The 21,887-nt window shown below is 37.5% G+C and carries 31 protein-coding genes; 9 read left to right on the top strand and 22 right to left on the bottom strand.

Annotated features, from left to right (window positions below; genetic code table 11):
* The first annotated feature begins 14 nt into the window (after positions 1–14).
* On the top strand, positions 15–320 hold the full coding sequence (locus DI076_RS18665) for a hypothetical protein (protein WP_135358409.1): 306 nt from the start codon (positions 15–17) through the stop codon (positions 318–320).
* Positions 321–333: 13 nt separating this feature from the next.
* Here DI076_RS18665 and DI076_RS18660 read toward each other — a convergent pair whose 3' ends face one another.
* From DI076_RS18660 to DI076_RS18560, 18 genes are all read right to left on the bottom strand, one after another.
* Positions 334–531, bottom strand: a complete 198-nt coding sequence (locus tag DI076_RS18660) for a hypothetical protein (RefSeq protein WP_108961366.1) — start codon at positions 529–531, stop codon at positions 334–336.
* A complete protein-coding gene (locus DI076_RS18655) occupies positions 518–784 on the bottom strand; it encodes a hypothetical protein (RefSeq protein ID WP_108961365.1) in 267 nt (88 codons plus the stop codon). Before DI076_RS18655 ends, DI076_RS18660 begins: the two co-directional genes overlap by 14 nt.
* Before the next feature lie 292 nt (positions 785–1,076).
* A complete protein-coding gene (locus DI076_RS18645; RefSeq protein WP_108961363.1) occupies positions 1,077–1,451 on the bottom strand; it encodes a hypothetical protein in 375 nt (124 codons plus the stop codon).
* On the bottom strand, positions 1,448–1,741 hold the full coding sequence (locus DI076_RS18640) for a hypothetical protein (protein WP_108961362.1): 294 nt from the start codon (positions 1,739–1,741) through the stop codon (positions 1,448–1,450). Before DI076_RS18640 ends, DI076_RS18645 begins: the two co-directional genes overlap by 4 nt.
* The gene (locus DI076_RS18635) at positions 1,734–2,147 is read right to left on the bottom strand and encodes a hypothetical protein (protein WP_108961361.1); all 414 of its coding nucleotides are present in this window, start codon (positions 2,145–2,147) and stop codon (positions 1,734–1,736) included. Before DI076_RS18635 ends, DI076_RS18640 begins: the two co-directional genes overlap by 8 nt.
* A gap of 383 nt (positions 2,148–2,530) precedes the next feature.
* Positions 2,531–3,163, bottom strand: a complete 633-nt coding sequence (locus tag DI076_RS18630) for a hypothetical protein (protein WP_108961360.1) — start codon at positions 3,161–3,163, stop codon at positions 2,531–2,533.
* A 32-nt stretch (positions 3,164–3,195) separates the two neighbouring features.
* The gene (locus DI076_RS18625; RefSeq protein ID WP_108961359.1) at positions 3,196–3,648 is read right to left on the bottom strand and encodes a hypothetical protein; all 453 of its coding nucleotides are present in this window, start codon (positions 3,646–3,648) and stop codon (positions 3,196–3,198) included.
* Positions 3,645–4,505 (bottom strand): DNA adenine methylase, encoded by an 861-nt coding sequence (locus tag DI076_RS18620; protein WP_108961358.1) that lies wholly within the window; start codon positions 4,503–4,505, stop codon positions 3,645–3,647. Before DI076_RS18620 ends, DI076_RS18625 begins: the two co-directional genes overlap by 4 nt.
* A gap of 219 nt (positions 4,506–4,724) precedes the next feature.
* A complete protein-coding gene (locus DI076_RS18610) occupies positions 4,725–5,216 on the bottom strand; it encodes a hypothetical protein (protein ID WP_108961356.1) in 492 nt (163 codons plus the stop codon).
* Complete coding sequence (locus tag DI076_RS18605) at positions 5,213–6,718, bottom strand: DEAD/DEAH box helicase (RefSeq protein WP_108961355.1); 1,506 nt, start codon at positions 6,716–6,718, stop codon at positions 5,213–5,215. The genes DI076_RS18610 and DI076_RS18605 overlap by 4 nt, the downstream gene beginning before the upstream one ends.
* Entirely contained in the window at positions 6,715–7,590 is an 876-nt protein-coding gene (locus tag DI076_RS18600) for a ParB/RepB/Spo0J family partition protein (RefSeq protein ID WP_108961354.1), read from the bottom strand. Before DI076_RS18600 ends, DI076_RS18605 begins: the two co-directional genes overlap by 4 nt.
* 163 nt (positions 7,591–7,753) lie before the next feature.
* Positions 7,754–8,020 carry a hypothetical protein gene (locus DI076_RS18595; RefSeq protein WP_108961353.1) on the bottom strand — a complete coding sequence of 89 codons (267 nt, stop codon included), beginning with the start codon at positions 8,018–8,020 and terminating at the stop codon, positions 7,754–7,756.
* Position 8,021: 1 nt separating this feature from the next.
* Positions 8,022–10,361 (bottom strand): AAA family ATPase, encoded by a 2,340-nt coding sequence (locus DI076_RS18590; RefSeq protein WP_108961352.1) that lies wholly within the window; start codon positions 10,359–10,361, stop codon positions 8,022–8,024.
* Positions 10,358–11,518, bottom strand: coding sequence for a metallophosphoesterase family protein (locus DI076_RS18585; protein ID WP_108961351.1), 1,161 nt, complete (start codon positions 11,516–11,518; stop codon positions 10,358–10,360). Before DI076_RS18585 ends, DI076_RS18590 begins: the two co-directional genes overlap by 4 nt.
* Positions 11,515–12,402: a hypothetical protein gene (locus tag DI076_RS18580; RefSeq protein WP_108961350.1), complete on the bottom strand. Its 888-nt coding sequence runs from the start codon at positions 12,400–12,402 to the stop codon at positions 11,515–11,517. The genes DI076_RS18585 and DI076_RS18580 overlap by 4 nt, the downstream gene beginning before the upstream one ends.
* Positions 12,395–12,589 carry a hypothetical protein gene (locus DI076_RS18575; protein WP_108961349.1) on the bottom strand — a complete coding sequence of 65 codons (195 nt, stop codon included), beginning with the start codon at positions 12,587–12,589 and terminating at the stop codon, positions 12,395–12,397. The genes DI076_RS18580 and DI076_RS18575 overlap by 8 nt, the downstream gene beginning before the upstream one ends.
* A 92-nt stretch (positions 12,590–12,681) precedes the next feature.
* Positions 12,682–12,861 carry a hypothetical protein gene (locus DI076_RS18570; protein ID WP_108961348.1) on the bottom strand — a complete coding sequence of 60 codons (180 nt, stop codon included), beginning with the start codon at positions 12,859–12,861 and terminating at the stop codon, positions 12,682–12,684.
* Between the two features lie 222 nt (positions 12,862–13,083).
* Positions 13,084–13,386 (bottom strand): hypothetical protein, encoded by a 303-nt coding sequence (locus tag DI076_RS18560; protein ID WP_108961346.1) that lies wholly within the window; start codon positions 13,384–13,386, stop codon positions 13,084–13,086.
* Between the two features lie 102 nt (positions 13,387–13,488).
* Here DI076_RS18560 and DI076_RS18555 point away from each other — a divergent pair, with 102 nt between their 5' ends.
* A complete protein-coding gene (locus DI076_RS18555; RefSeq protein ID WP_108961345.1) occupies positions 13,489–13,869 on the top strand; it encodes a helix-turn-helix domain-containing protein in 381 nt (126 codons plus the stop codon).
* Between the two features lie 526 nt (positions 13,870–14,395).
* The gene (locus tag DI076_RS18545) at positions 14,396–15,403 is read left to right on the top strand and encodes a hypothetical protein (protein WP_108961343.1); all 1,008 of its coding nucleotides are present in this window, start codon (positions 14,396–14,398) and stop codon (positions 15,401–15,403) included.
* Positions 15,404–15,415: 12 nt separating this feature from the next.
* Here the strand turns inward: DI076_RS18545 and DI076_RS18540 are convergent, their stop codons facing one another.
* Both DI076_RS18540 and DI076_RS18535 read right to left on the bottom strand, forming a co-directional pair.
* A complete protein-coding gene (locus DI076_RS18540; protein ID WP_108961342.1) occupies positions 15,416–15,712 on the bottom strand; it encodes an STAS-like domain-containing protein in 297 nt (98 codons plus the stop codon).
* Positions 15,705–16,649, bottom strand: a complete 945-nt coding sequence (locus DI076_RS18535) for a hypothetical protein (RefSeq protein WP_108961341.1) — start codon at positions 16,647–16,649, stop codon at positions 15,705–15,707. The genes DI076_RS18540 and DI076_RS18535 overlap by 8 nt, the downstream gene beginning before the upstream one ends.
* An 82-nt stretch (positions 16,650–16,731) precedes the next feature.
* On the opposite strand from DI076_RS18535, the gene DI076_RS18530 reads away from it, so the two are divergent.
* From DI076_RS18530 to DI076_RS18505, 6 genes are all read left to right on the top strand, one after another.
* A complete protein-coding gene (locus tag DI076_RS18530) occupies positions 16,732–17,427 on the top strand; it encodes a ParA family protein (protein WP_108961340.1) in 696 nt (231 codons plus the stop codon).
* Positions 17,424–17,954, top strand: coding sequence for a DUF3102 domain-containing protein (locus DI076_RS18525; RefSeq protein WP_108961339.1), 531 nt, complete (start codon positions 17,424–17,426; stop codon positions 17,952–17,954). Before DI076_RS18530 ends, DI076_RS18525 begins: the two co-directional genes overlap by 4 nt.
* Before the next feature lie 329 nt (positions 17,955–18,283).
* Positions 18,284–18,838, top strand: a complete 555-nt coding sequence (locus DI076_RS20490; RefSeq protein ID WP_108961338.1) for a helix-turn-helix domain-containing protein — start codon at positions 18,284–18,286, stop codon at positions 18,836–18,838.
* On the top strand, positions 18,835–19,062 hold the full coding sequence (locus DI076_RS18515) for a hypothetical protein (RefSeq protein ID WP_108961337.1): 228 nt from the start codon (positions 18,835–18,837) through the stop codon (positions 19,060–19,062). The genes DI076_RS20490 and DI076_RS18515 overlap by 4 nt, the downstream gene beginning before the upstream one ends.
* 357 nt (positions 19,063–19,419) lie before the next feature.
* Positions 19,420–20,268: a ParB/RepB/Spo0J family partition protein gene (locus DI076_RS18510; RefSeq protein ID WP_135358408.1), complete on the top strand. Its 849-nt coding sequence runs from the start codon at positions 19,420–19,422 to the stop codon at positions 20,266–20,268.
* Positions 20,265–20,672, top strand: a complete 408-nt coding sequence (locus tag DI076_RS18505; protein WP_108961335.1) for a hypothetical protein — start codon at positions 20,265–20,267, stop codon at positions 20,670–20,672. Before DI076_RS18510 ends, DI076_RS18505 begins: the two co-directional genes overlap by 4 nt.
* Here the strand turns inward: DI076_RS18505 and DI076_RS18500 are convergent.
* Together DI076_RS18500 and DI076_RS18495 are read right to left on the bottom strand one after the other, a co-directional pair.
* A complete protein-coding gene (locus DI076_RS18500) occupies positions 20,656–20,928 on the bottom strand; it encodes a hypothetical protein (RefSeq protein WP_135358407.1) in 273 nt (90 codons plus the stop codon). The two genes, DI076_RS18505 and DI076_RS18500, sit on opposite strands and share 17 nt — an antisense overlap.
* A gap of 38 nt (positions 20,929–20,966) precedes the next feature.
* Positions 20,967–21,776, bottom strand: a complete 810-nt coding sequence (locus DI076_RS18495; RefSeq protein WP_108961333.1) for a hypothetical protein — start codon at positions 21,774–21,776, stop codon at positions 20,967–20,969.
* Between the last annotated feature and the right edge of the window lie 111 nt (positions 21,777–21,887).

Here is a 21,887-nt window from a genome sequence, read left to right as displayed (position 1 = left end):
CTCAGGTTGGATGCATGAATATTCAAGAAGTAAAAGCAAGACTTGCCTGTATAGGCCGACTAGTTAAACAACTAGAAGGTATTCGTAATGCAGTGATCTCTGTAGAAGTAGAGAATTTGGAAAGGATTGATTCTGAATATGTAAATACAAAGGAAACTTATTGTTTCACCTCCCAGGAGAGTGGAGAAAAATATTTATGCTTCGAAACACAAGTCGCAAAATATGATCCGACTACACTTGGGAAAATTTATTCATTTGGAATAAAATTTGGATTTGGATTCTTAGTTGGAATAGTTACAGGGATCGGAATATCAAATTAAACTTACCTAAGTCTCAAATGGGATTTAGCTCTTTCGGAGGATAGAATCCCTCTATCTCCGGAAGAGTTGCTGTAAAAAACCATGAAAAGATAATTACAGAATTGGTTTCCTTATCGACAGATATTTTTATCAATTCGCGGTCAATTCCATCATAAGTTCGGAATACCATACCTGCGACAGGTACCACTTTATTGAATTCACTTATTGTCATTTGGTAAATCCTGAAAACTTGCTTCTACTAAATATTGATAAACTAGACCGTTAGCGTTTGGATCTTTAAAGTAGAGCTGCATTTTGAGTCCAATAAGTGGCATACTCTGGTCAATGGAGGAATGCAATTTACCATCTTCAAGGGTTAGTCTCATTCTTTCGAATACCTTTTCCAATTGTAAATATACCTCTCGAGAACCTTCTATCCCAAGTAACGAATCCATTTCTTTTTTATTTTGCCACGTATTGTCCATCGATTACCTTCTGCATTCTATCAGCTATTTCGTTAAAACCCTTTTCGATCCAATAACTCACTCTATCCTCCGAACATAAGAGCTCATACTCGGAATGGCATTTCCAGCATTGGCAAACGATTAAGTTTTTATCACATGGGTTATTTTGTTTATACAAAGCATATTTTTTGAATAAATGGCTCGGAGTTAAATACAATACGCTCTTGCATGTGATACAAAATTGTGCCTTTTCAGATTGCATGAATTCTCGCATCGCAGTTTTAATTTCTATCGTACGCCGGTGCATCTCTAGCTATATCTTCCTTGCATGAAATTCAGCAGGTAATGGCGACAGTTCAATTATCTTAGGAAATTTGTCGAAATGAAACACCTTAACCATGAAATCGTGTTCTCCAGAGATCTGTTCAATTTCTTGGTGAAATCCAACTCCGAATATTGTAGTACCACTTATAACCTGATTTGATTCTAGATTTGCTTTGGCTTCTTCCTCTGAAATATCCCAAGGTATTTCATGTTCGTAATCTCCGTAATAGAGCAAAGCAGGATATAGGTTCTCGCTTTTTTCATACTCTTGAACCAATGCTAAATAGTGGCCTGGGGAATAGCATCTTTCGGTAATTTTTTCAGCGGTTTTAATCAATCTTTGATTAGGTGTTAGTTCACTCATGCCTTCACCCATTTCAAATTGTAGTAAATCATATGCCGTTCAAAGTCATTATAGTCTTCAAATTTTATTGGACCATAGCCAATTCCTGGAGTTCCAAATCGACAGTAACCTTGAGAAGAAATTCCTAGTATTGCAACTCGTTCGTATTTTTTCTTTTCATCACCAAAAAATGGTTCTTCAGTTTCTAGCAGAACAATTGCAGTTTTACCTTCCTTAATAAAACCCCAAAGTTCATGATAGTTGGCTGATAAAACTTCTTTATAAATTTCATTTAGATTTGGACTATTCATCCTTCACACTCCCATTCTCAAATAAAGTCCAGTATATCAACTTCCCCTCAAACGGCTTGTTGAACCATCTCCAGAAATCTTCCAATGAATCAAAGCCATCATTCTTAGCAAATTCTAAGACACCTGCACCACGATAAACGGTTTCACCAAAACTAATGGATACTCTTTCCTTATTTGGATCGATTATCAATTGAGACGCTCTATTACATCTTCCAAGTGCAAACTGTTTGTAGTTTCGAGTTCGAACACCAATTGAAAACTGAATGATTCTTCCTGGCCTCCATCGATCGTGTTCATCAATGCGAGCAGTATGGATCTTTCTGCCATCGAGAATCTTTTGCGGGAAGTGAGTGAATTTAGGCTCCTTCCCTCCCCATGGAAAAACTGTTGAGAATCCAAGAATCATAATTTTGTGACCGAATTTTTTGAAGAATCAAGTATGGTTGGCTTTCCAACCCAAGCACCAATGACAAAAAAAACTAAAGCTGAAAGGCTCCCCACTAACAAATAATTTATAAGCAATTGACTCTTGTAGATTAAGATAACTTCTTTCATATTGCTAACTCGGCGTACAGATCGGGAAACTTTCGAAAATAGATGGAGTGTGCATTGAAACGATCTCATTAAGTCTTTTAATTTCCAAACCTTTCTCCTGAAGTTTTCGTTCCAAGATTCTGTATTTTACTGAGTGAATGTATTCCACTCCTTCGATGATCACGACTTCTTGCATTTGGTTCTCCTATGGTTCCCAATAAAGACGGGGATTAAATCCCCGATTTGAAATGTTGTTTATGCTACAGCTATTGAATCCGCTGCCTGGATCCTTTTAGTTCTCTTTTTAACAGGTTTTACGATCTGATCCGCTACTTCCTCTTGAGGGAATTGCTGGATAGCTTCCAGTCCTCTCGGTTTATCATTTCGAAGTTTATTGATTCTCGAACGCTTCTTTACCGCTGATTTCTTTTTAGCAGAAGGTTTCTTCCCAGATTTTTTCTTCTTTGTTTCAGAATCTAGAAAAATGGATCCCACTCTTCTAAATCTCCAAGATTCAAAGGGGAAAATATAACAATTCCCATTGTCGTGTTGAACAAGTAATTTGATATCAAGATGATGAATTGCATTTGTTCTTTCCTGATTTTCTGGAAATTTTGGCAAATCAAATCCAACGACCACTGCAAATTCTTCAGTTGAAGGAACTTGGTGAGTTTTGCATTCCGGGATCCATTGAACAATATCACCTTTTTTGAACTTTGTTTTTTTTGCTAAAAAAACTTTTGCTGCATCATAGATTATTGTATTATCCTGTCTGACTTTTACAGTTTCCACCTTTTTAGGGTTCCCTTTTCCTAATTCATTTATTGCATCCCATAAAGATACAAACCATAGAACCACTCGATTCCACTTTACTCTTAAATTACTCATTTTATTTTATTCTCCTTTTTTAAAAATAAAAACTATCCAATTAAAATCTGAGGTTGCTTTCCATCTAGGTAAGCCTGCTTTACTTTCGGGATTACCTCCTCTGCCACTGTGCTTCCATTTGGCATTACAATGTATGGAAGAAACTCTTCATCAAATGTCGCAATTCCACATTCCAGCATCTCAAGTTTTGCTTTTATGGCTAAGCTAAGTGCTCGCCATCTTTGCCTAATCCCTTGCTCGTATGCTTCTTCAATCTGATTGGGCTTTCGCGCCCTTCCGGTTTCCGTTTTCGAGAAATCTGATTTTGGCGGAAGTGGTAATAGAAACTTAACCTTTCTGCCTTCCATACTAAAAAGAATCATTGCTTGGTTATCATTCCAACCTGAGACGAACTCTTTAGCTCCGTATTTTCGCAGAGTTTTCTCAATCTCGGATTTTGATCTGTCCGAAGATACCTCTGTGTTCTCAGCGTATTTTCCTTTCATACTGCTATCTCCTGAAATAAACTTGGATGAAGATTCTGTGACGCCAAGGGACTTAAATAAAGTGCCTCTACCCTTTCGTTAGAATTTCTCGTTTTTCTTTTTTGCATTGAATTTGCTAAGGTACTTTTCGTAACTACTTCCCATCCGGAAAAGATTTCGTCGTAAACGGGATGAGGATAATGGCTAACAACAGCCATACCTTTGATTTTTGTTAAAGTCTCAAGTACACTTACATGTTGTTCAACTTGAGAAAATTCTTTGGTGTATAAGCTCTTTGTATTTCTGGATTCTGCCAAATAAGGTAAATCAAGGTAAAACAAAGTGCCTTCTGAATCATAAATTTTAGTCAGTTCGATTGCATTTTTTTCCAAAATGAAAACTCCTCTCAATCTTTCGGAGATTTTATAGAGGTGTTTGATTTTAGAAAACAAACGTGCCGGATTGTGGCCACCTTCCTCTGCAAGATTACCTTTTGCACGGAAATCGATATTTGATTTTCGAACATCATTAGCTCGCATCGACATCCAACAGATTGTATAGAATTTCCAAGCACGATCAATAGGATCTTCTGTAGAATCAATCGTATCCAATGCATACTTCAGGGATCTTTCCGAGTAAGGAGTGAGACTAATTTTTCTAATTAGTTTTTTGGGTTCATCTCTTAAAACGGAAAAAAATGTTGTGATATTCCCATCTAAGTCATTGGCCACTTCTACTTTTGAACGATCTTTCGAAAGAAGAACGCTACTCGCTCCACAAGACATTTCAACATAGACTTGATGTTTTGGAAAATGTGAAAGTATCCATTCTCGAAGTCTGAATTTCCCACCATTATACTTTAATGCCGGACGATTCATGCTGCATCCTTCTGAAGAAAACCACACATGGTTTTAATTTTTTCAGTGTGAAGTTCTATTGGGAATTTGTTCAAATCCAAAGGGGGAACGTAGGCTTTTAGTTTTTTCAACCTCCGAACGAAAAATAAAATTCGTTCTTCGAGACTACCACCACCAACTGCAACTAGATTCCCGCAATGTTCCAAAAGAAATGCCTCCGGGTTTTCGCTGAAATTATTCTTAGGATTTAGTGAATTTGTGGCCAATTGCTGCATCGAATTCCTCCAATATTCTGATAGATTCGGGATCCCGATCTAAATCATATTCTGTGCGTTTAACATAAACAGAGGCCGAGACATTTTGTATTCGAACTACTGTTTTCGTTTCTTCCATCGGCAGCACATCCGTAGGTTTTGACGCACTGTAAACCAATGCCTTATTTCTTGCGGGTCTATCTGCCTTAATCCAGCCTTCCTTCCGAAGCCACCGGAGAATGTATTCTACTCTAGCATAGGTCCATCTTTTCTGTGAAAGTGGAGTGTTCTCGTTTGCAATCTCTACTATCTTATTGATGCGTCCAGACCAGGATCCCTGGTTCCCTATTTTAAAAAGCAGGAGACCATATATGAAAAGTTTATTTGGACACCTAATGTAAAGAGGAGCCGACAACGGCATTTTCGACCAATACTCATTTGGCTTAATCTCAGTCTGGGATTTAGGTAAATTTTTCATTTGGAATTCCTTAGAACTTTTTCGGCGCTCCATCCGTTGTTAGCAAAGATAGAAATTACAAGAGACGCACTCGCGACAGACATCTTCTCTGTATTTATAACTTTAAGTTTTGCTAAGATCTCTTTTTGTTTAGAAGTGATTGAGCCTTCAGCATTACTTAGCCTTCTTCCCTCATATTCAAGATCTAATTCCTGATCATACGCCTTGCCTTTGAGCTCTAATAAAGCGAAAGGATCATAATACGTTGAACCATATTGAACAATTTTTACACTATCCAGAGCTGATTTTCTTAAGTTCTCCTTAGCAAGTTCCAACAATTCGAGCATGTAGTAGTTTGGTTTTAGAGAACTGAGTCTTTCTGCTTCTTTCCGAACTTCTGGGCTATAATTCTCTGTGATAAAGAGATCAAATGGTTTCACTAATTGGTGTTGATTCGCTTGGTAACCAAATTCAACCAACAAACAATGTGATTTACCGGGTGATAAACGGGTGCCTCGCCCAACCATTTGTGAATACTTTGTTCTCGATTTTGTAGGGCAAGCGATGACTACCGCCTCAATCTCCGGACAATCAAAACCTTCCGTGAAAAGGGCACAGTTAAGTAGGTGAGTAATTTCTCCCCTTCTGAATTGAGAAATTGCGTATCTTCTTTCCTCAACACTAGATTCTGCTGATAATGCCTTTGCTTTGATCCCATTTTCTTTAAGAATTGCCTCAAGCATGACCGCCATTCGGACAGACACGGTAAAAACGATAGTTCTACGCCCGATTGTTTCCATTAATACTCCTTCGGCAATATTGAGAATTTTGGAAGACATCACATCATCAAGTGCTCCTTGATCCAAGTCTCCCGCAACAGTTCGTATTCCAGATAAATCAATATCACAGTCAACCTTGACTCCAATTAAATTACACAGGTTTCCATCTTTAATAGCCTCAAGTAACGAGTAGTTATAAGCGATGTCAGAAAAAATACTCTTTAAGCCACCACCTTTGGCACCATCGGGCGTTGCAGTTAATCCTACAACATTAGAACCGAATCTGGATTGAAAGAACTCAATGATTGTTTGGTAAGAGTCTGCGGTTGCATGATGGCATTCATCAATAATGATGTCATCAATCCTGAAATCCGAGAACCTAGAATCTAGCCTGGATTTTCTTAGGGTAGGCACCGATCCTACTATCACATTCTCGGTCAGATTGGCGCGGTGTTCGGCTCTTTCTAAACCACTGTTAATTTGGCAAATGTTGTCAATCTGCGATTTTGCTTGATCGATCAACTCTTCTCGGTGTGCAAGCCATAGGATTTTTTTCCCACGGGAAATTCTTTCTTTGATAATAGAAGAACCAACAACCGTTTTTCCAGTACCTGTTGCCATAATTATCAAAGGATTTTTTCCTTCCTCTAATAAGCGCACTGCGCTGCCGACAGCCTTCGATTGGTATGGTTTCAATGTATAATGAAACGTTGGTTTTTGGAATAAAGATGGTTCAGCACTCATAAGTCACCTGCAAATCCATTCATACACTTATTACAAGGTGCTGGTGTTCCTTTCGGATCATAGTTACCATTTTTATCGATGGTAACTTGGGTAGTGCCGTGACAGTGAGTACACTTCTTTGCCACATCAATACACCAAGAACGAAGTTTTTTCATTACTGATTCATGCTCTTGCCAAAGCTTTAGAAAATCCTTTCCTGGATTCGGAATAAAGGCATTGAAAGATCTATGGAAATTGATAGTTTCATCAAGGTGAACTGCCAATACTCCTGAAATTTTGTCCCAATTGTTTGGAGCGTTTTCGTAAGCTCCCTCTATCTTCACTGTTTTAGATTTCGGTGTTTTCTTTTTCTCTTCCTGCTTCTTGGTTGCCTGACCTATTGATTTTTCGCCAGCTTTGACTTTCTCAAATTCGACAGGATTTTCTTTTTTCAGCTTCTTTGCTTTCTCTACATATTTTTCATTCGTATCGAATAGTTGTGCGGCTTTTTGAGTGGAGCGACCTTTTTCGGAATCTGTTTTCTTCCCGGCTTCTTTCCTTGCTTTGGCTGCTTCTTCCAAAAGAGGTAAATACTCGCTTGCAAGAGTTGCCTTTTGCGAGGCCGTTAAGTTTCTACGAATGTTCGCACGTAGAATAAAGGTAAGTGCATCCTCTTTATTTCCTTTGAATACTTTTGTTGAGAATCGTTTCCCTGCTTCAACTGATGCCAAGTACCTATTCCAACCATCGATGATTTTACCCTCAAAAAGAATGATTGGGTTTGAATTATCGAACCCATTTTTATGAATTGATTCGACAAGTTCTTTAAACTCTGTCGGATTCATTTGCGGATAAAGATTAAATTTGTGTCTGTCTAATTTTTGTTGTTCCATAATTTTTATATGTCTCTTGTTAGGATAAAAAGTTACGAGGTGTATTCTTGATAACGCTTACACCTGATTTTGAAGGTATTTTTCGATTCCCGAAAAAATAACCAAAGGAAAAACTTAAAATACACATTAATAGTCCATACAAGATCAATTCCATTTTCTTACCCTACGCTACAATATTTACTCTTTGAAAAGGTCTTTGTTCTGATAGTCTTTGACTCAAAAGTGCAATGTTCTTTTCTCTCAATTCATCGATCATCTTATCACGTTGTTCAATTTGATTAAGAAGATACTGAATTTGTTTCTTTTGAATACATGCATTTGAACGTAAATCACGTATGCAGTTCAATAGCCGAATAACAAATCTTCTTCGCACATTAGTTGGCTTTTTGTTTCCAACTAACTCCATTAGATCTTTCGCCTGAAAATTCATATTAGAAATCCATCCCTTTATCTTCTAAAGATAATTCTGCAATTTTGCCTTCTCCCACTTTGAAAACCGCATCAGCTAAGTTTTGGATTTCAGGTTTGTGGGAAACAAAGATCACCTGCTTGAATCCACCAAGCACCATAGCCTTATCTAACATTTTTTGATATAATTTGGCGTTCTCTGGAGTGAGGCCACCGTCTGCTTCATCACGAATCAGTGTCTCGATAGCCTTCCCTGTTTTTTGGATCTTATAGACGGCCACTCCGAGGGAGATCCCTTCTTTAATGATGGCTTCCTGGCCACCGGATTTGTTATCTACAAAGGTTTCTTCTCCGGTTTCTTCGTCATAAACTGCGATGGAAAAATCTTCTTTTACCGTTCCTTTACCAGTTTCTTTGGTAGTTTTGAAAGATACCTGAAATCTGGATCCGTAACATTCGGAAAGAACTTCGTTAATTGTTGCAGAAATTTCAGGTCCAGAAGCATCCAATTTAAGAGCCCGGATACCTTTCGGAGAAAGGGCTTCGCAGAGATTTCTAAGTCGTCCCAATCTTTCCAATTTTTTGGGTGTACCGAAAGCTTCCAACTTTTCTTTGGATTCCTCAATCTGTTTGAGTTTGGTTTCTAGCTTAGAGACTTCGGTCAGTATCTCGTCACGTCGCTTACTCATTTCATCTTTTTTGAGCTTTGCGTCAGCAAGTTCTTTCTCTATTAGAAGTTGTCCATCAACTTGGGACTGTTTTGCGGTAATTAAAAGAGCCAATCCCGATAATTTGGAATCTAATTCCGATTTCTTATTGGAAGCGATTTCAATTTTTGCCTGATAATCTCTAATCCTTTCGTCTACGAGATCCAAATGGGCCAAGTTTTTAAGAGCATCAGTATAGCTAGTGATTTCGTCCTTTTTCACCTTGATTTCCATTTTAAGGTTCTCGAGTTTTACTCGCTCATCTGTAAGGGAATCAAAGGTTTTCAGCTTCGAAGACAAAGTTAGTTTCAGAGAATCAATTGATTTCATTTCTTCTTTGAACTTTTCGATTTTGAGAACTTCTTGCTCCATTTCTTTTAGAAGTTCGTCGTGTTCGCTTTTCAGAGATGCAATTTTCTCTTTTGATTTTACGGCATCGGCTAGTAATTCACAGGATTCGTTCAGTTGCTTTCCTGAGACTTCTACACCATTACATGGTACTCTCTGAAGTAGACTGGCCTTATTTTCACATTCTGTGATTTCAGATTCCAGTTTGGCAACCTTACTTCTTTGATCTGACCATGAGGAATTTAATGTATCGGAATTCTTTCTCGCTGCTTCCTTCTCAGACTCAAGTTCCTCAATTTCAATCTTTAAAGTTTTATTGAATTCTTCGATCTCTTTGGTTGCAGAATCTATTTGGTTTTGGGCCAAAACTATATGATTTTCAAGTTCAGAAATTTCTCCTTCCAAAATTGATTTTTTTTCAACGGCTGAGCGAATCTCTTTCTCTTTGGCTTTTAATGCTTGGTTATTTTTCAGTCTCTCGGAGATATCGGCGATCTCATCCTCAAGAACTTTAATTTCCTTTTCGGTAAAAGTCCTGGACTCGATGAGTGCCTGAACATCGGACGATTCAGATTTATATTCTGCCAATCTCTGTTGAATATCGGAGAGAGTTTTTTCCAAAGATGCCAATTCTGAATCTATTCTAACTTTATCAGATTCAAAAACCTGAAGACTTTCTTTGGCATTTTCCTCACCTTCGATGATAAAGTTTAAATTTTTAAACAATAGATCATCTGTGGCAATATTTGATTCTAGCACCTTCCTTTCGCTTTCGAGTAGATCGAATTCCGAATCATATTCTTGAAATCCCAATAGATTTCCGAGTAGTTCTCTAGATCCTGCTTGGTCCAGGGAGACAATGTGACCCTTCCCTTTTTGAGAATGGTAAAGAGCAGAAAGGAAAAGATCCTGTGGAAGATCTGTGTGTTCCAAAAACTTTTCCTGGAACTCTTTGAGTTTTCCTTCTGTTACTGCTTTTCCATCTACATAAAGATAGGGCTTTTGAGTTTTAGCAATAGGATCGATCAGCCTCTTCACGTGGATTATTTTCCCACCGATCTCCGCCTTCACTTCAATCGAGGAAGATTTAGCTTTAAAGCATCCGTAAATGGCACCTTCTTCTCTTCCAGATTCGGAACGTCTGTTTGGTGTTACTCCATAGAATGCCATCGAAATCGTATCAAGGAGAGTGGTCTTTCCTGATCCGTTATCGCCAACGATTGCAATTTTTGCCTCATTCCCGGGAGTCCATGTGATGCCCTCTGGGAAAGCGATAGATCCTTTGTTTTTGATTTCTAGAATTTTCATGCTGCCACCTTTTCTTTGGTTTCTTGGGACTCTTTGATTGCCCGACGTTCTTCGAGATGTGTTTCGATTTCCGAATCATCCATGCCTTTGCTTTTAAAATAGATTCGAAGAGATTCTTCGATATCGTTTGTCTTTGCAATCTCCTCATTTCGAACTGCAATTTTTGTGATTGTAGTTTTTTCAATTTTAACCGATGGATCTACTACAGAGAGAATTTCTTTAATGTTAGTTGGAACCGTGTGGGTGAGTTCTTTCTCTACGGTGTATCGGAATCTCAATTTTGCACTGTTTTCAGAAATCTTTTCAAGATTGATCTCTTCTCCAGATTCTCCAATAAAACGGGATCCGTCCCATTTTGCGGATATGGAAATCATCGGCTCAGGATTTAAGGATATAAATTCAGGCTCCTCATACCAAATTCCATCGTTTAGGGACCAGATGAGAATACCTTTATCGTCATTCGCCTCTCCCCATGTTTGGCGAGTAATCGATCCGGGGTACCAAACCTTACCACCGACTTTTTGTTTTTTGTGATAGTGGCCACCGACAACCGGACAGCCAAATGACTCCAGTAACCCCAGAGGAAGGTGAATTCCATTTAGTCTCGGAATCTTATCGTTATCCAATTTGGCACCCGAAATTGTTCCATGAAAAGGCACAAAGCAAGGGCAGTCCGATCTTTGAATTTTTTGATAGTAACCATCCAAGAGATCCATGAATGCATTCGTTCCTTTTTCTCCCAATTGCTCAACACTCTGAGATTGAAGTGCTAAGGCTCCGGCTGAGTAATGTGGGATAGTCAAGAATCGAACTTTTTCTTTTCCTGAACCAAGATATAAATCTAAGACTTCAGGATATTCTGAAACATAGATCTGCAGTTGGCTTCTGTTCTGGTAAGAAAGTAGCTCTTTCGGTTTATCATGATTTCCTCGTGTAATTAGAATGGGAGTTCGACCTTGGAAACCATCTAAGAATGTTTTGAAAACAAGTCTTTGCTCTTCTGTGGATACATCTTCAAAGATATCGCCACCTACACTTACCACATCCACATTCGTTTCCCGAAAAATCTCACCTGCTCTGAGAAGAGCTATTGCTTCTTTGGATTCAAAACCTCCTTGGAGGTGGATGTCCGCAATGTTACCAATTTTGATACTCATAGCTTCTGCTCCTTTGGTTTCAATTCGCGATATTTGTTTGCGAGTAATGTTTTCAATCCTAGAAAAGTTAATTCTTCTTCGATGATATCTCTTGATAGTGAATCTCGAAGTTCATCCCAACGTGCCTGGGTATTGCATTCTTTAATCCAAGATTGAAATTCCTGGGCCGTGTAAGGTTTCAGGACTGTTGGAGTAGGATCTCCATAAAGGTTCTCTGTTGCAACGGTCGCAGACGCCTCGATGGTTTTTCCCACTTCTTGAGATTCAGTAGATCCATCACCAACAACAGCTCTCACACAAACCCACATTTTCTGCGCTTCTTCCCTTTTCATCTGGGTGGGTATTGCGAGCATTTCTTTGATCGCATTTCTCTTTGCTTTTCGATCTACGTTCTCGTAAATGTGGGCTTGGTTTGAGCCATCCTTTGTAGTAATGGGTAGACTTTTGCCAACTGGCGATGATTTCACTATTGTGCCATCTGGTAAACGGAGAGAGGCAACGTATTCAATTCGAAGGTGAGGGATTTTATTGAGTATTGTTTCTTCTTCCAAAACTTTTTCTAGCCGGAGTCCGATTGCTTGAGCGATATTGATCACCTTTTCGGATTTCAACATAACATGGCCCGCAGTTAGTTTAACACCTGATGCATTTTTTTCGTCCCAAAGATCGTCATCGCTAACAGTAACAAACTGTGGCTTGAGTGAGATCCCTTCCGGGAGAGAATTCATAAGAAACTGAGAGAACATAACGATATTATATTTCTCTGGTGGAAACAATGTGCGAAGGTTCTTTAGTTTCTCGATTGGATCCTTTGCGTAAGCACTTGGATTGATCTCGCCATTTGAGAGCAAGATAGAATTTTCTGTGGTAGTTGTTTCAGACATGTTGTAACTCCATTTCAAATTTTTGATTAAATTCCACTTCCAGTTCGTAGGTTTGATAACCATATCCCTGGAGTAATTCGATTGCTTCGGAATGGTGATATTTATGATCAATTAAGATTTCGTAAACATTCCTTACGGAAAATATTTCTTGATCAATATTTTGAGATAAACTTTCAGATTTAAGCATCTCTAACTTCTCCTATTAAATTTTTGTTGACTTGTATTTTTAAAAATAGAGAAGTGAGTTTAGCTAAAACTTTTCTTCTCTGGAAAAAGCTATCAGGCAGTCAACCTGGTAGCTTTTTTTTCGGCCATATACACTGTTGTTCCCTTTAACTTACTTTTATAGTGAGTCTCGAAAACTTCTTTTGACATCTCGCCTAACAAAAAGCCATCTTCAGATAAGCGGATATTCCCGTTTTCCATTAACTTGACGATTGTCTTAGTTTCTTTTTCCAACACTTCTATTCTCCTTACTTAATCCGTGCTTAAATGTTCTTCCATGTTTTACTCCTAGTTCTTCCAATCTCATAAGGATCGATTGGTTATTGGATTTTCCTTTGATCGTGTTTTTAACCTGCATCAAAGATACTCCACCAACCCGAAGAAAAACATCATACTCATTGAAACCGATCTTTGAAAGTTCAGATTGAATTTGCTTTGGTGACAATTGTTTGGTTTTCATGCGGTTAACCTCTCTACTGTCCTTCTGGAATCTAAGAGAGGGTCTACATAGTCCCTATCTAAATAAATTCCATGTTTTTCAAACCAGAGCGCAATGTCTGGATTGTGGCGAGTCCCCTGAATAAAGGCAGAAACAAGCTGCTTGGATTTTCCAGTCTCATGCGCTATCATCTCTTGGTTTTTTCCTAATAGAGATAACATCCTATTGATGAGATCCGGATCGTCCGGGAAAGGTCGGCGTGGGCCAAGAGACATAGTTAAAAGCTCGTTGTAATCTGCTTGAATCTCTGCACTGCTCATGTAATTTTAAATCCTCTAGTGGTTAATAACCACTATTGATAAGAGAATAATAGTGAGTATTATTTTAGCAAGCAAAATAAATAATAATGGTTATTTTATTTTATGACCAATGTTCGTGAGCGATTATTCGAGGTTTTCTCTGAATTAAAGAACGAAGGTCATACCCAGGTCAAAATTGCCGAAGCGCTTGGTATTACCCAAGGCGCGATAAGTGCATATATCAGAGGGGATAGCCAAATTTCATCACCGGTCGCAACGCTAATTGAGATCCGTTTCGGTTATCGCAAGGAATGGCTCCTAAATGGCGAACTTCCCAAGAAAGTGGATCAAATTTCCAAAAAAGCCGTCAGTGAGGATGTAGAGTTTACTAGAAAAATATTGAAAGATCCGGAATTGAAAGAAATACTCCAGGCAATATTAGAATTAAAAAAGTCAGAGCGTGATCGGCTTTTCTCTGTTATTCGAGGGTTTCTGGGGATTTGAACAAAAACTTGGAAGCTCATCACTATTCAACTCCCCTATTCTATCGGAAAATTTTTCTATAAGGGTTTCTAACGATCCCTCAGAATAAAGAATGGCATTGGCAAACTGCAAAAGCTCCTCTTTCACTATCTCCTTCTTCTGCTTTTTACTTAACTCCACATATGTATAGTAATATGCTCCTGGGACAGAAATCATCCAAAACAATTTTATTTTAAAAAAATGTTCTAATTTGTCCCATTTAAGTGACATAATCATTCTCTACTTCTTTTGATTATTTCATGGACTAATAGAGATTTTTCTGTCGATTCTGCAATAAATCTGTTTTGGATTTTATCGAAGAGTTTGTATTTTTCGACATCTCCATCGAAGAATTTTTTGATTAGATATGGTTCCGCAAAATCGTTCACGGAGAACGGACGAATCCATTTGGTACGAAAATTTACAAATACTTTTTTGGTTGGGAGAATTTGATAAAAGGATCTTCTATGGTAAGAAGATTTAAAAATTTATAATAGAGGAATTTATTTTGAAGACACTCTATCTATTGGGCGCTGGGGCTAGTGCCAATACAATATCAACAGTTCCGAAAATGGAAGATAGTATTAGATCATGGACCAAATCTTTTGGTTATGGTCTGGCTGAAAGATATAGCACTCCAATAAGCTTTTCACCGGACAATATCTTAATCGAGAAATTTGAATGGCTCGCCAACGGGGTTCGAGATTACGGTACTCCCGATATATTTGCGAAGAGCTTACTTCTTTCAAAAAAATACCAAGAATATAAAATTGCAAAGATTACTTTAGCTACTTACATTGTACTTGAACAGAGCATAAAAAAGGTAGATAAGAGATATTTCGGTTTTTTTTCTGCCTTAATTAATTTTAATGAAGAATCTTCAAATGTTACTTTCCATCCCGAGATAAAAATTGCGACTTGGAATTACGATCTTCAAATTACCGAAGCATTAATGTCTTTAACGAACTTCAAAGAAAGCGAAGTTAACTCTATTTTACTTAAAACCTCTGATTTGCATTCTAATACTCCTAGTAAGAATCAAGTTTATAGATTAAACGGATATGCTGGTGCCGAGTTTTTTGGTAATGATATTTTATCGAATTCTTTATCTGCTGCATATTTTCACTTACCTAACGAGAGCCGTCACCCGGAGAAAATCCAAAAACTTTTTTTAGAATGGTTAAAAAGCGAAGCTGATTTAAATTTCCATTTTGCTTGGGATAGCCATGAGCCAATAAAAAATCAGAGAGAAAAATTTTTTGCGGATATTTCAGATACAGAGGTTTTAGTAGTAATTGGGTACTCCTTTCCCACTTTCAATAGATTCATAGACAGTAGAATTTTTTCAATGCTTAGGAAACTTAAAAAGGCCTATGTTCAAGATTCAAGCGAACAAGCATTGGGAAGAGTCAATCAGCTAATTAAGCAAAATCACTACCCTGGAAAAGAAAGCATTGAAGTTAAACATATTTCAAATGTTGATCAATTCTATATCCCGAGTGAGATTGATCAATAAGGCTTAAGCGTGTTAAACGCTTTGTAAATTGCATCTATAGCGAATAGAATCAGAGATGACTTGTACTAAATCTTCACTTTTTACTATAAAGTTAATCTTCTCTGAGAAGGTCTTCTCCCCTACTTTTGAATATAAAACTGCAAAGAGTTCATCAGCAAAAGAATGAGAAATAGATTCTATATTCCTTAAATCTATAGTTACCTTGTCGCCATTTTGGAGAAGTTTTTCAAGAATTAGCCTTTGCTCTTGGCCATAAGTCCGTGAGGATAAATCAGTTCCAGAAAAACTTAATCTTACTGTTTCATTCATGACTAACCTCCCACTTAATTGACGGCAAAATATTTGGTAATTTCGCCAACTTTTCTAGTCTAGCCTTGGCTAGGGACAAATTAATAGACATAGATATCGTTACGCCAACTATTTTTGGCCCATTTATAAAATTTTCCTCTCCCCTCGAATTTAGAATGTAAATGGAATCACCACTTGCAATTTCCAATGTTCCACCTGAATCCAAGCAAAATGATTTCAGAATATCCAATCCTATTCCCATGTGATGATTTCCGTCAGCTTTTCTACGAAACGTGTTCGTTCCTCTCATAGGATTGATAAAAGCATCCTCAGGTAGCATCTGAGCAAATTCATCATCAACTTTCTTTGTTGAATTTCCCTTCTTTAGACTCCAATTTATTGCCTCTTGATGCGACATAATCCCAGGGATATTATGTGATCTGATTTCGTTTAGGAAGCCTTTCCCTGAATCTGAAATACAGAAATAAAGCTCTTGTTTCCTTAATTGGAAAAATGAAAATCCTTGTGATTCACTGTGACTTGCGACATTATCATGCAATTCCATGACGGTTTGCAAAAGTCCGGTTGCACTTTGACTTACCAACAAAAACGGGTAATCTTGTAAAACCTTACGCATACAAGTATTAATTCCTGTATTCGCTAAATCGACTGATTTTGGATCCTCTGAATCAATTCTCTGAATTCTAGAATACTTATTACCCTCAGAATGTCGGTTTATATTAACTGATTGGCGAGGATCAATAAAACCAAACAAACCAATAGTATTTGCAAAAGATCTATTTTGTTCCCAATCAAATTTTATCTTAGATATTCCATGCCTTTGGGAAAGAAAAAGTACCCAAAAAGAAGGGTCAAAAAAGTTTTTTTCAAAAACAAATGGGTCTGATTGGATTTCTGGAATCGCTAAAACTTTTTCAATATTGGAAAGAAGAGACATTTTTTCTAAGTATTTTTCTTATAATGGAAAAATGAAATCGTTTTTCCTTGCATTTGAATTCCAGCATATAAATTATCCCTAGATGAAGTCTATCACCATTGCATCTTTAAAAGGCGGAGTTGGGAAAACTACACTAGCCATTTATTTTGCGGCCTCCCTTGCGAGACAAAAAAAGCGAGTTTTGCTTATCGATGCGGACCCAAATAACAATCTTACTGATTTCTTCCTTAGAAACGAGGAACTTGATTCACTTCAATCTAAGTCATTATACAATATTTTAAAAGGAAGGGTCTCAATTTCAGATGCGATAAGAATCGTTGAGCCAGGTCTCGGCGTTGTCCCGACTACACCTGAACTCGCGAAAGCTCAAAATGAGTTTGGGGCAAACCCAGGCACAGCTTTAAGGTTTCACAACGCTTTAAAATCTTTGGACTTTGATTATATTATTTTTGATACTCCACCATCATTGACTTACGAATTGTATTTAGCACTTTACAATGCAGATCATGTGATTTGCCCGATAGGATTTTCCAGATGGACAATCCAAGGATATCAGCTTATCGCTGAAGCATGTGCGCAAAACAACGTAACCGAACCTGTGTGTGTTCCTTTCAATGTTTCGAAGAAGGATTCAGAAAGAATTTCGGAAATTGAACTCCCTTCGACAAAAACATCAATTCCAAAATCAGCAGAATTTGCCAAGTCAGCGATAAATGGTAAACTATCTGAGAAAGTTTGGGATGAATTTTCAGACTTAACAAAAGAGATTTTGAGATGAGTGAACGAAAAAAACTCATAACTAATTTAGTCGGTGCGCGACCAGGCCATATCGTGACACCAAAAAATGAAATCAAAAATGACGAAGTTACAGAAATCAATCTTCTTCATCAATCCATCATCCAAGATCTATCCAATGCGATTCAATCCGCGATATTAATTGGAGAAAAACTTTCAAATCAGAAGAAAATCATCGGTCATGGAAATTGGATTCCTTGGATGAAAGAAAATTTACAATTTTCAGACTCTACAGCCAAAAGATACATTCGTCTTTTTGAAAACAAGTCTTTGTTAAATCGGTCAACAGTGACCGATTTGAAATCGGCATTACAGCTAATTTCTGAATCCAAGAAAGAAGAAAAGGATGTTACTCCGACAATTTCTCCAGTTGAATTATATAAGAAATTTTCATCTGGAGAGAACCTAGGCAAGAAGGACCGAGAAGTATTGAAAACTTGGCTAAAGGATAAGGAAAAGTCAACAGAACAGAAACTGAAAAAAATAAAATCTGACTTAGCAAAAATTTAATTTTTTTCTTGTACTTCTTTTTGTTTCTGACTACTTAGTACATGTCTAGCTTCACTGGATACGAACGATGCGGGAATTCGGAAGCCCGCAAAGTTCAAACCTCCCAAAACACAATTCCCAAAATTCATCTCCCTCCCAACCTGTGCCATTATGTCTCATTATGTGCTTGACTTATTATGTCTCTTAAATATACCGTGTACCCGTCTTAACGCCTAAGACTTGCCACTTCCGAAAATTTGGCAATTTAGTGAAGCTGGATCAATCCAATGATCCAAACAAAAAATCAATTTATTACGTGGCCGTAGGCGTGTCCACCTAAGAGGATCATTATGAGGACAGGATTATGGATACCTGTTGAGATCGAAGTATTGCCTTTGAATCTCACAGAAAAAGTCTTACTAGCAGAAATCGTTTCCCTCGATAGGGTAGGGGAGTGTTTCGCATCTAACGAACATTTCTCCAAATTAATTGGAGTAAGATCGGACTCGGTTTCAAGGATCATTTCCAAACTTAAAAAAATGGGTTTGGTAAAACAAACTGGTTTCGATGGGAGACGAAGAAAACTAATACCGATTCTTGAGACAAAATCGGTGCAAAAAGAAGATCATATTTTGTCCAAAGCTTTATCCTCCGCGCCAAAACAGAATATTCCCAAAACCAAAAGCAGGGTAGGCGAAAGTGCCGAGGCAGGCTTTGCAATTTCCAACGTTCCTATAAAGAGAGTACAATCACAGTACAATGTACAAAAGAGCTGGGATGAATTTTTAAAATGGAGTAGGGATAGGTTATCACCTTCAACCTGGGACTTAGTTTCGAAAGCATCTCGACCAGAGGATTTGAAAGGATCCGCTTTTCTCATGTGGAAAAATTGGGCACCATTATGATCGAACTATTTCCACAGTCTGACAATGACCAATTTATTTCTACACCAGATGCAGAAAGGTATTTTGAAAAGCCGTCTGAAATACCTATTTGTCAAAATTGCAAAGCCAAAGTTGCATACCACGAATGGGGAGAAGATGGAGTAGAATTTGCATGTCATGGGAATATCTTGCGATTTCATTTTATAGATGGAAATTTAGCCCGAGTTGAAGAACTTCTTGAATGAGGAGTAGACCAAAAATCTGTTCTTTACTCCGATTCGTTTCGTCTAAGAAATAATCATACTGGTCTTATGGCACTCCAACATGTCTGGTAGAGAAGGAGCAACAGAACGTAAAAATTTGGGTCTGTGTCTTGTTGATATTTATCCTCGGTTTCTTAGCAAAAGTAGTATCTAAACGTAAGATAAAAGGGGTAAAAAAAACTATGGCTAAAACTTTAAATTCACTAATCGATTCCGTTTCTAATTTCCTCATCTCCTACTCTGCCAGCATTGCAGTTGCTTGAATTTTCCAATACCAGTGACTAATTCCAACTTTTGAAAACTGCTTGATTCTTCAATCGCAGGTCATACTTGTCTTCAATGGAAAAGATTTTATATTCCGAAATAAAACTAGTCAAACTCGATGATTTAGTCATCCACAAAGATAACTTCTTCCGAGATGTAGATCGCGAATCACAAAAAGAGTTTGATGCGGATGTTGCCACTCAAGGCGTACAAGATCCAATAGTCCTAACCAAAGAAAAAAATGCAAACGGCCAATACGAAATTCTAAATGGCGCCAGAAGATACCGTGCTTCCAAAAAAGCAGGCTTCAAAACTATCCCAGCGAAACATGTTTTATCTGAATTAACTGATATCGTTCGAGCTCGTGTTATGGTAGCTCAGAACGGTTTTGCGAAGGACTATACTCCAGAAAACAGAAAACGCGTAATCCTTATTTGGTTTGGAAAAGATGAAGTTCTCCAAGACGATAGGGGAGGGTCCTATGGGAATAAGTTCTCCTCCCGAAAAGAATTCAAAACTCCCATTCGACGTAAGATCATGGATATGTTTGGCTGGCCTCTTGGAACAGTAAATCGGGACCTAAAGGAACTCCGAGACGAACTAAAGAAAGATATGAAGAAACCTCCCAAGGAGTTACCAGAACTGAAGGATGGAGAGGTAAGATATTTCAATAACAGAATCCTTGATTGGTGGGAAGCAGAAAAGCAAAAGAACAAAGTCAAAGAGGACCTACGTAAAGAAATTGATTCCTACAAAGAGCGATTGAATAAAATATCCAAGAAACAAACTGAATTCAAAAAGGATTTTGGTAAAGTAGGTGGGTTTGAACACTACTTGAAATACGCAATTCAAAAGGATCCAGATATCAAGAAACTGAAGGACCTAAAGAAGTTTATCGAAGGAAAAGAGGCACTTAAAGAATGAGTGATTTCAAAGTTGGATCCACGGTAAAACTGAAAGGAGGTAACCAGCTAATGACAGTCACTCAACTAAGAGAGTATAACTGCGAAGTTACGTGGACAATCGATGGTGGAGAGATAAATTCTTACACTTTTCAATTAAGTGCATTGGAAATAGTTCCGGAAAAAGAAGTAGCACAGGAAAGGAAAAGATACAACAGAAGAGAGAATGCGAAAGTTGGCCTTTCCGGAGGCGAGCAATTTAGCAAATATGCATCTCCTATCGCGGCCATTTTATCTGCTTTAGTTTTAGCTTTTCAAGCTTATACGATAAGTGGTTTGAAAGAGAAAATCGATTTTCTAGTGAATGCTCTAAAAATTAAAACTACACAATCAGAGAAAGAAGATTCACCTAAAACACCTGAATAGATTTTTCAAAATTAGTCTCTGAAGTAAGGTTTAGAGAATAAATTATCGGGATACCCCTGAAATCTAAAATATCCTTTCCAATCAATATCCTAAATTCAGGGGATATTACTATAATGTTTGCACTTTCCCCATGTTCTCTATGGTATAATTCTGTTTTATGAGCTAGGATTTGAAGGACAGAGGATTTTAATGATTCAAACTTTAGGGAAGTATAAAATTCCTGCGCTTCCCAGTGAAGTGTTTTTACTCTATCCATTTGAATTTCTTTCCAGTTCGGCATGGCAATTTTGCTTTTTATACCTGATTGATAAATCTAGCAATATTTGGGAATTGGTCTTCTATTTTCATTTTAGCAATGATACCAGATTTTCTCAAATGGACAAACGTTGCATCGTTACAAAAAGATTTTATAAATGGGGAATAATCAGAAGAGAAAGATTGATGTTCGGAATCAACAATACTATCAAAAGTTTCACTACGGCATTGTAAAAGATCCCAATAGATTAGATACTCTAAGCAATTTAGATATTTTAATATGAGTTTAGTCGATATCGCCATTCCAGCATCTTCTATAGAAATGAGTTTCGTAGTTACTTTTATCTTACTATCTGTATTTAAAAAACTTTCTATTAACGCCGCACCTGTTGTATTAGGGAAACCGCGATGAATTAAGTTTAGTTCGATTTCAGAGTATACTTTCATATAATTAAGCAAATATTCTTCGTTCTTTTGCCTAATGGAGTTTTCCAGTTGCTTAGATGCAATGCGAGTTTGATTTCCAGCTTCTTTGTTAGCAGTTTGCAATTCTAATCGGTTAAGTCTTAATTCCTCCCGGTTTAGGCTTAATTCTTCCCGCTGTAAATGAAGAGTGTATAATATTGCAATGAATGTAAAAAAAGAAAAAATACTGCTCAGGGTCCCACCGACAAAATCGCCAAAATGTGCCCATAATTCATTATCATCTGTTAGCATTGGGAAATGATAATAATAGAATAGAAAAACTGCCCCAATAATCCCGATGCTTACCAAAGAGAAAGAAATCAATACTATTTTGAACCAATTTATATTAATGATAGAATAGCGAAATTTTTCACGTTTACCCATTCTTTCCTTCCTTTTTTCGTCTTTTGATTGATATATGTAACTGAAACTCTTTCAGTAACCGAATCATATATTTCTGTTGTGACATCTCTCCCCGATCACTTTCAAGCAACT

Origin of the sequence: Leptospira ellinghausenii (assembly GCF_003114815.1) — a bacterium.
GTDB classification, from domain to species: domain Bacteria; phylum Spirochaetota; class Leptospiria; order Leptospirales; family Leptospiraceae; genus Leptospira_A; species Leptospira_A ellinghausenii.
This window is presented reverse-complemented; position numbering and strand designations above follow the sequence as displayed.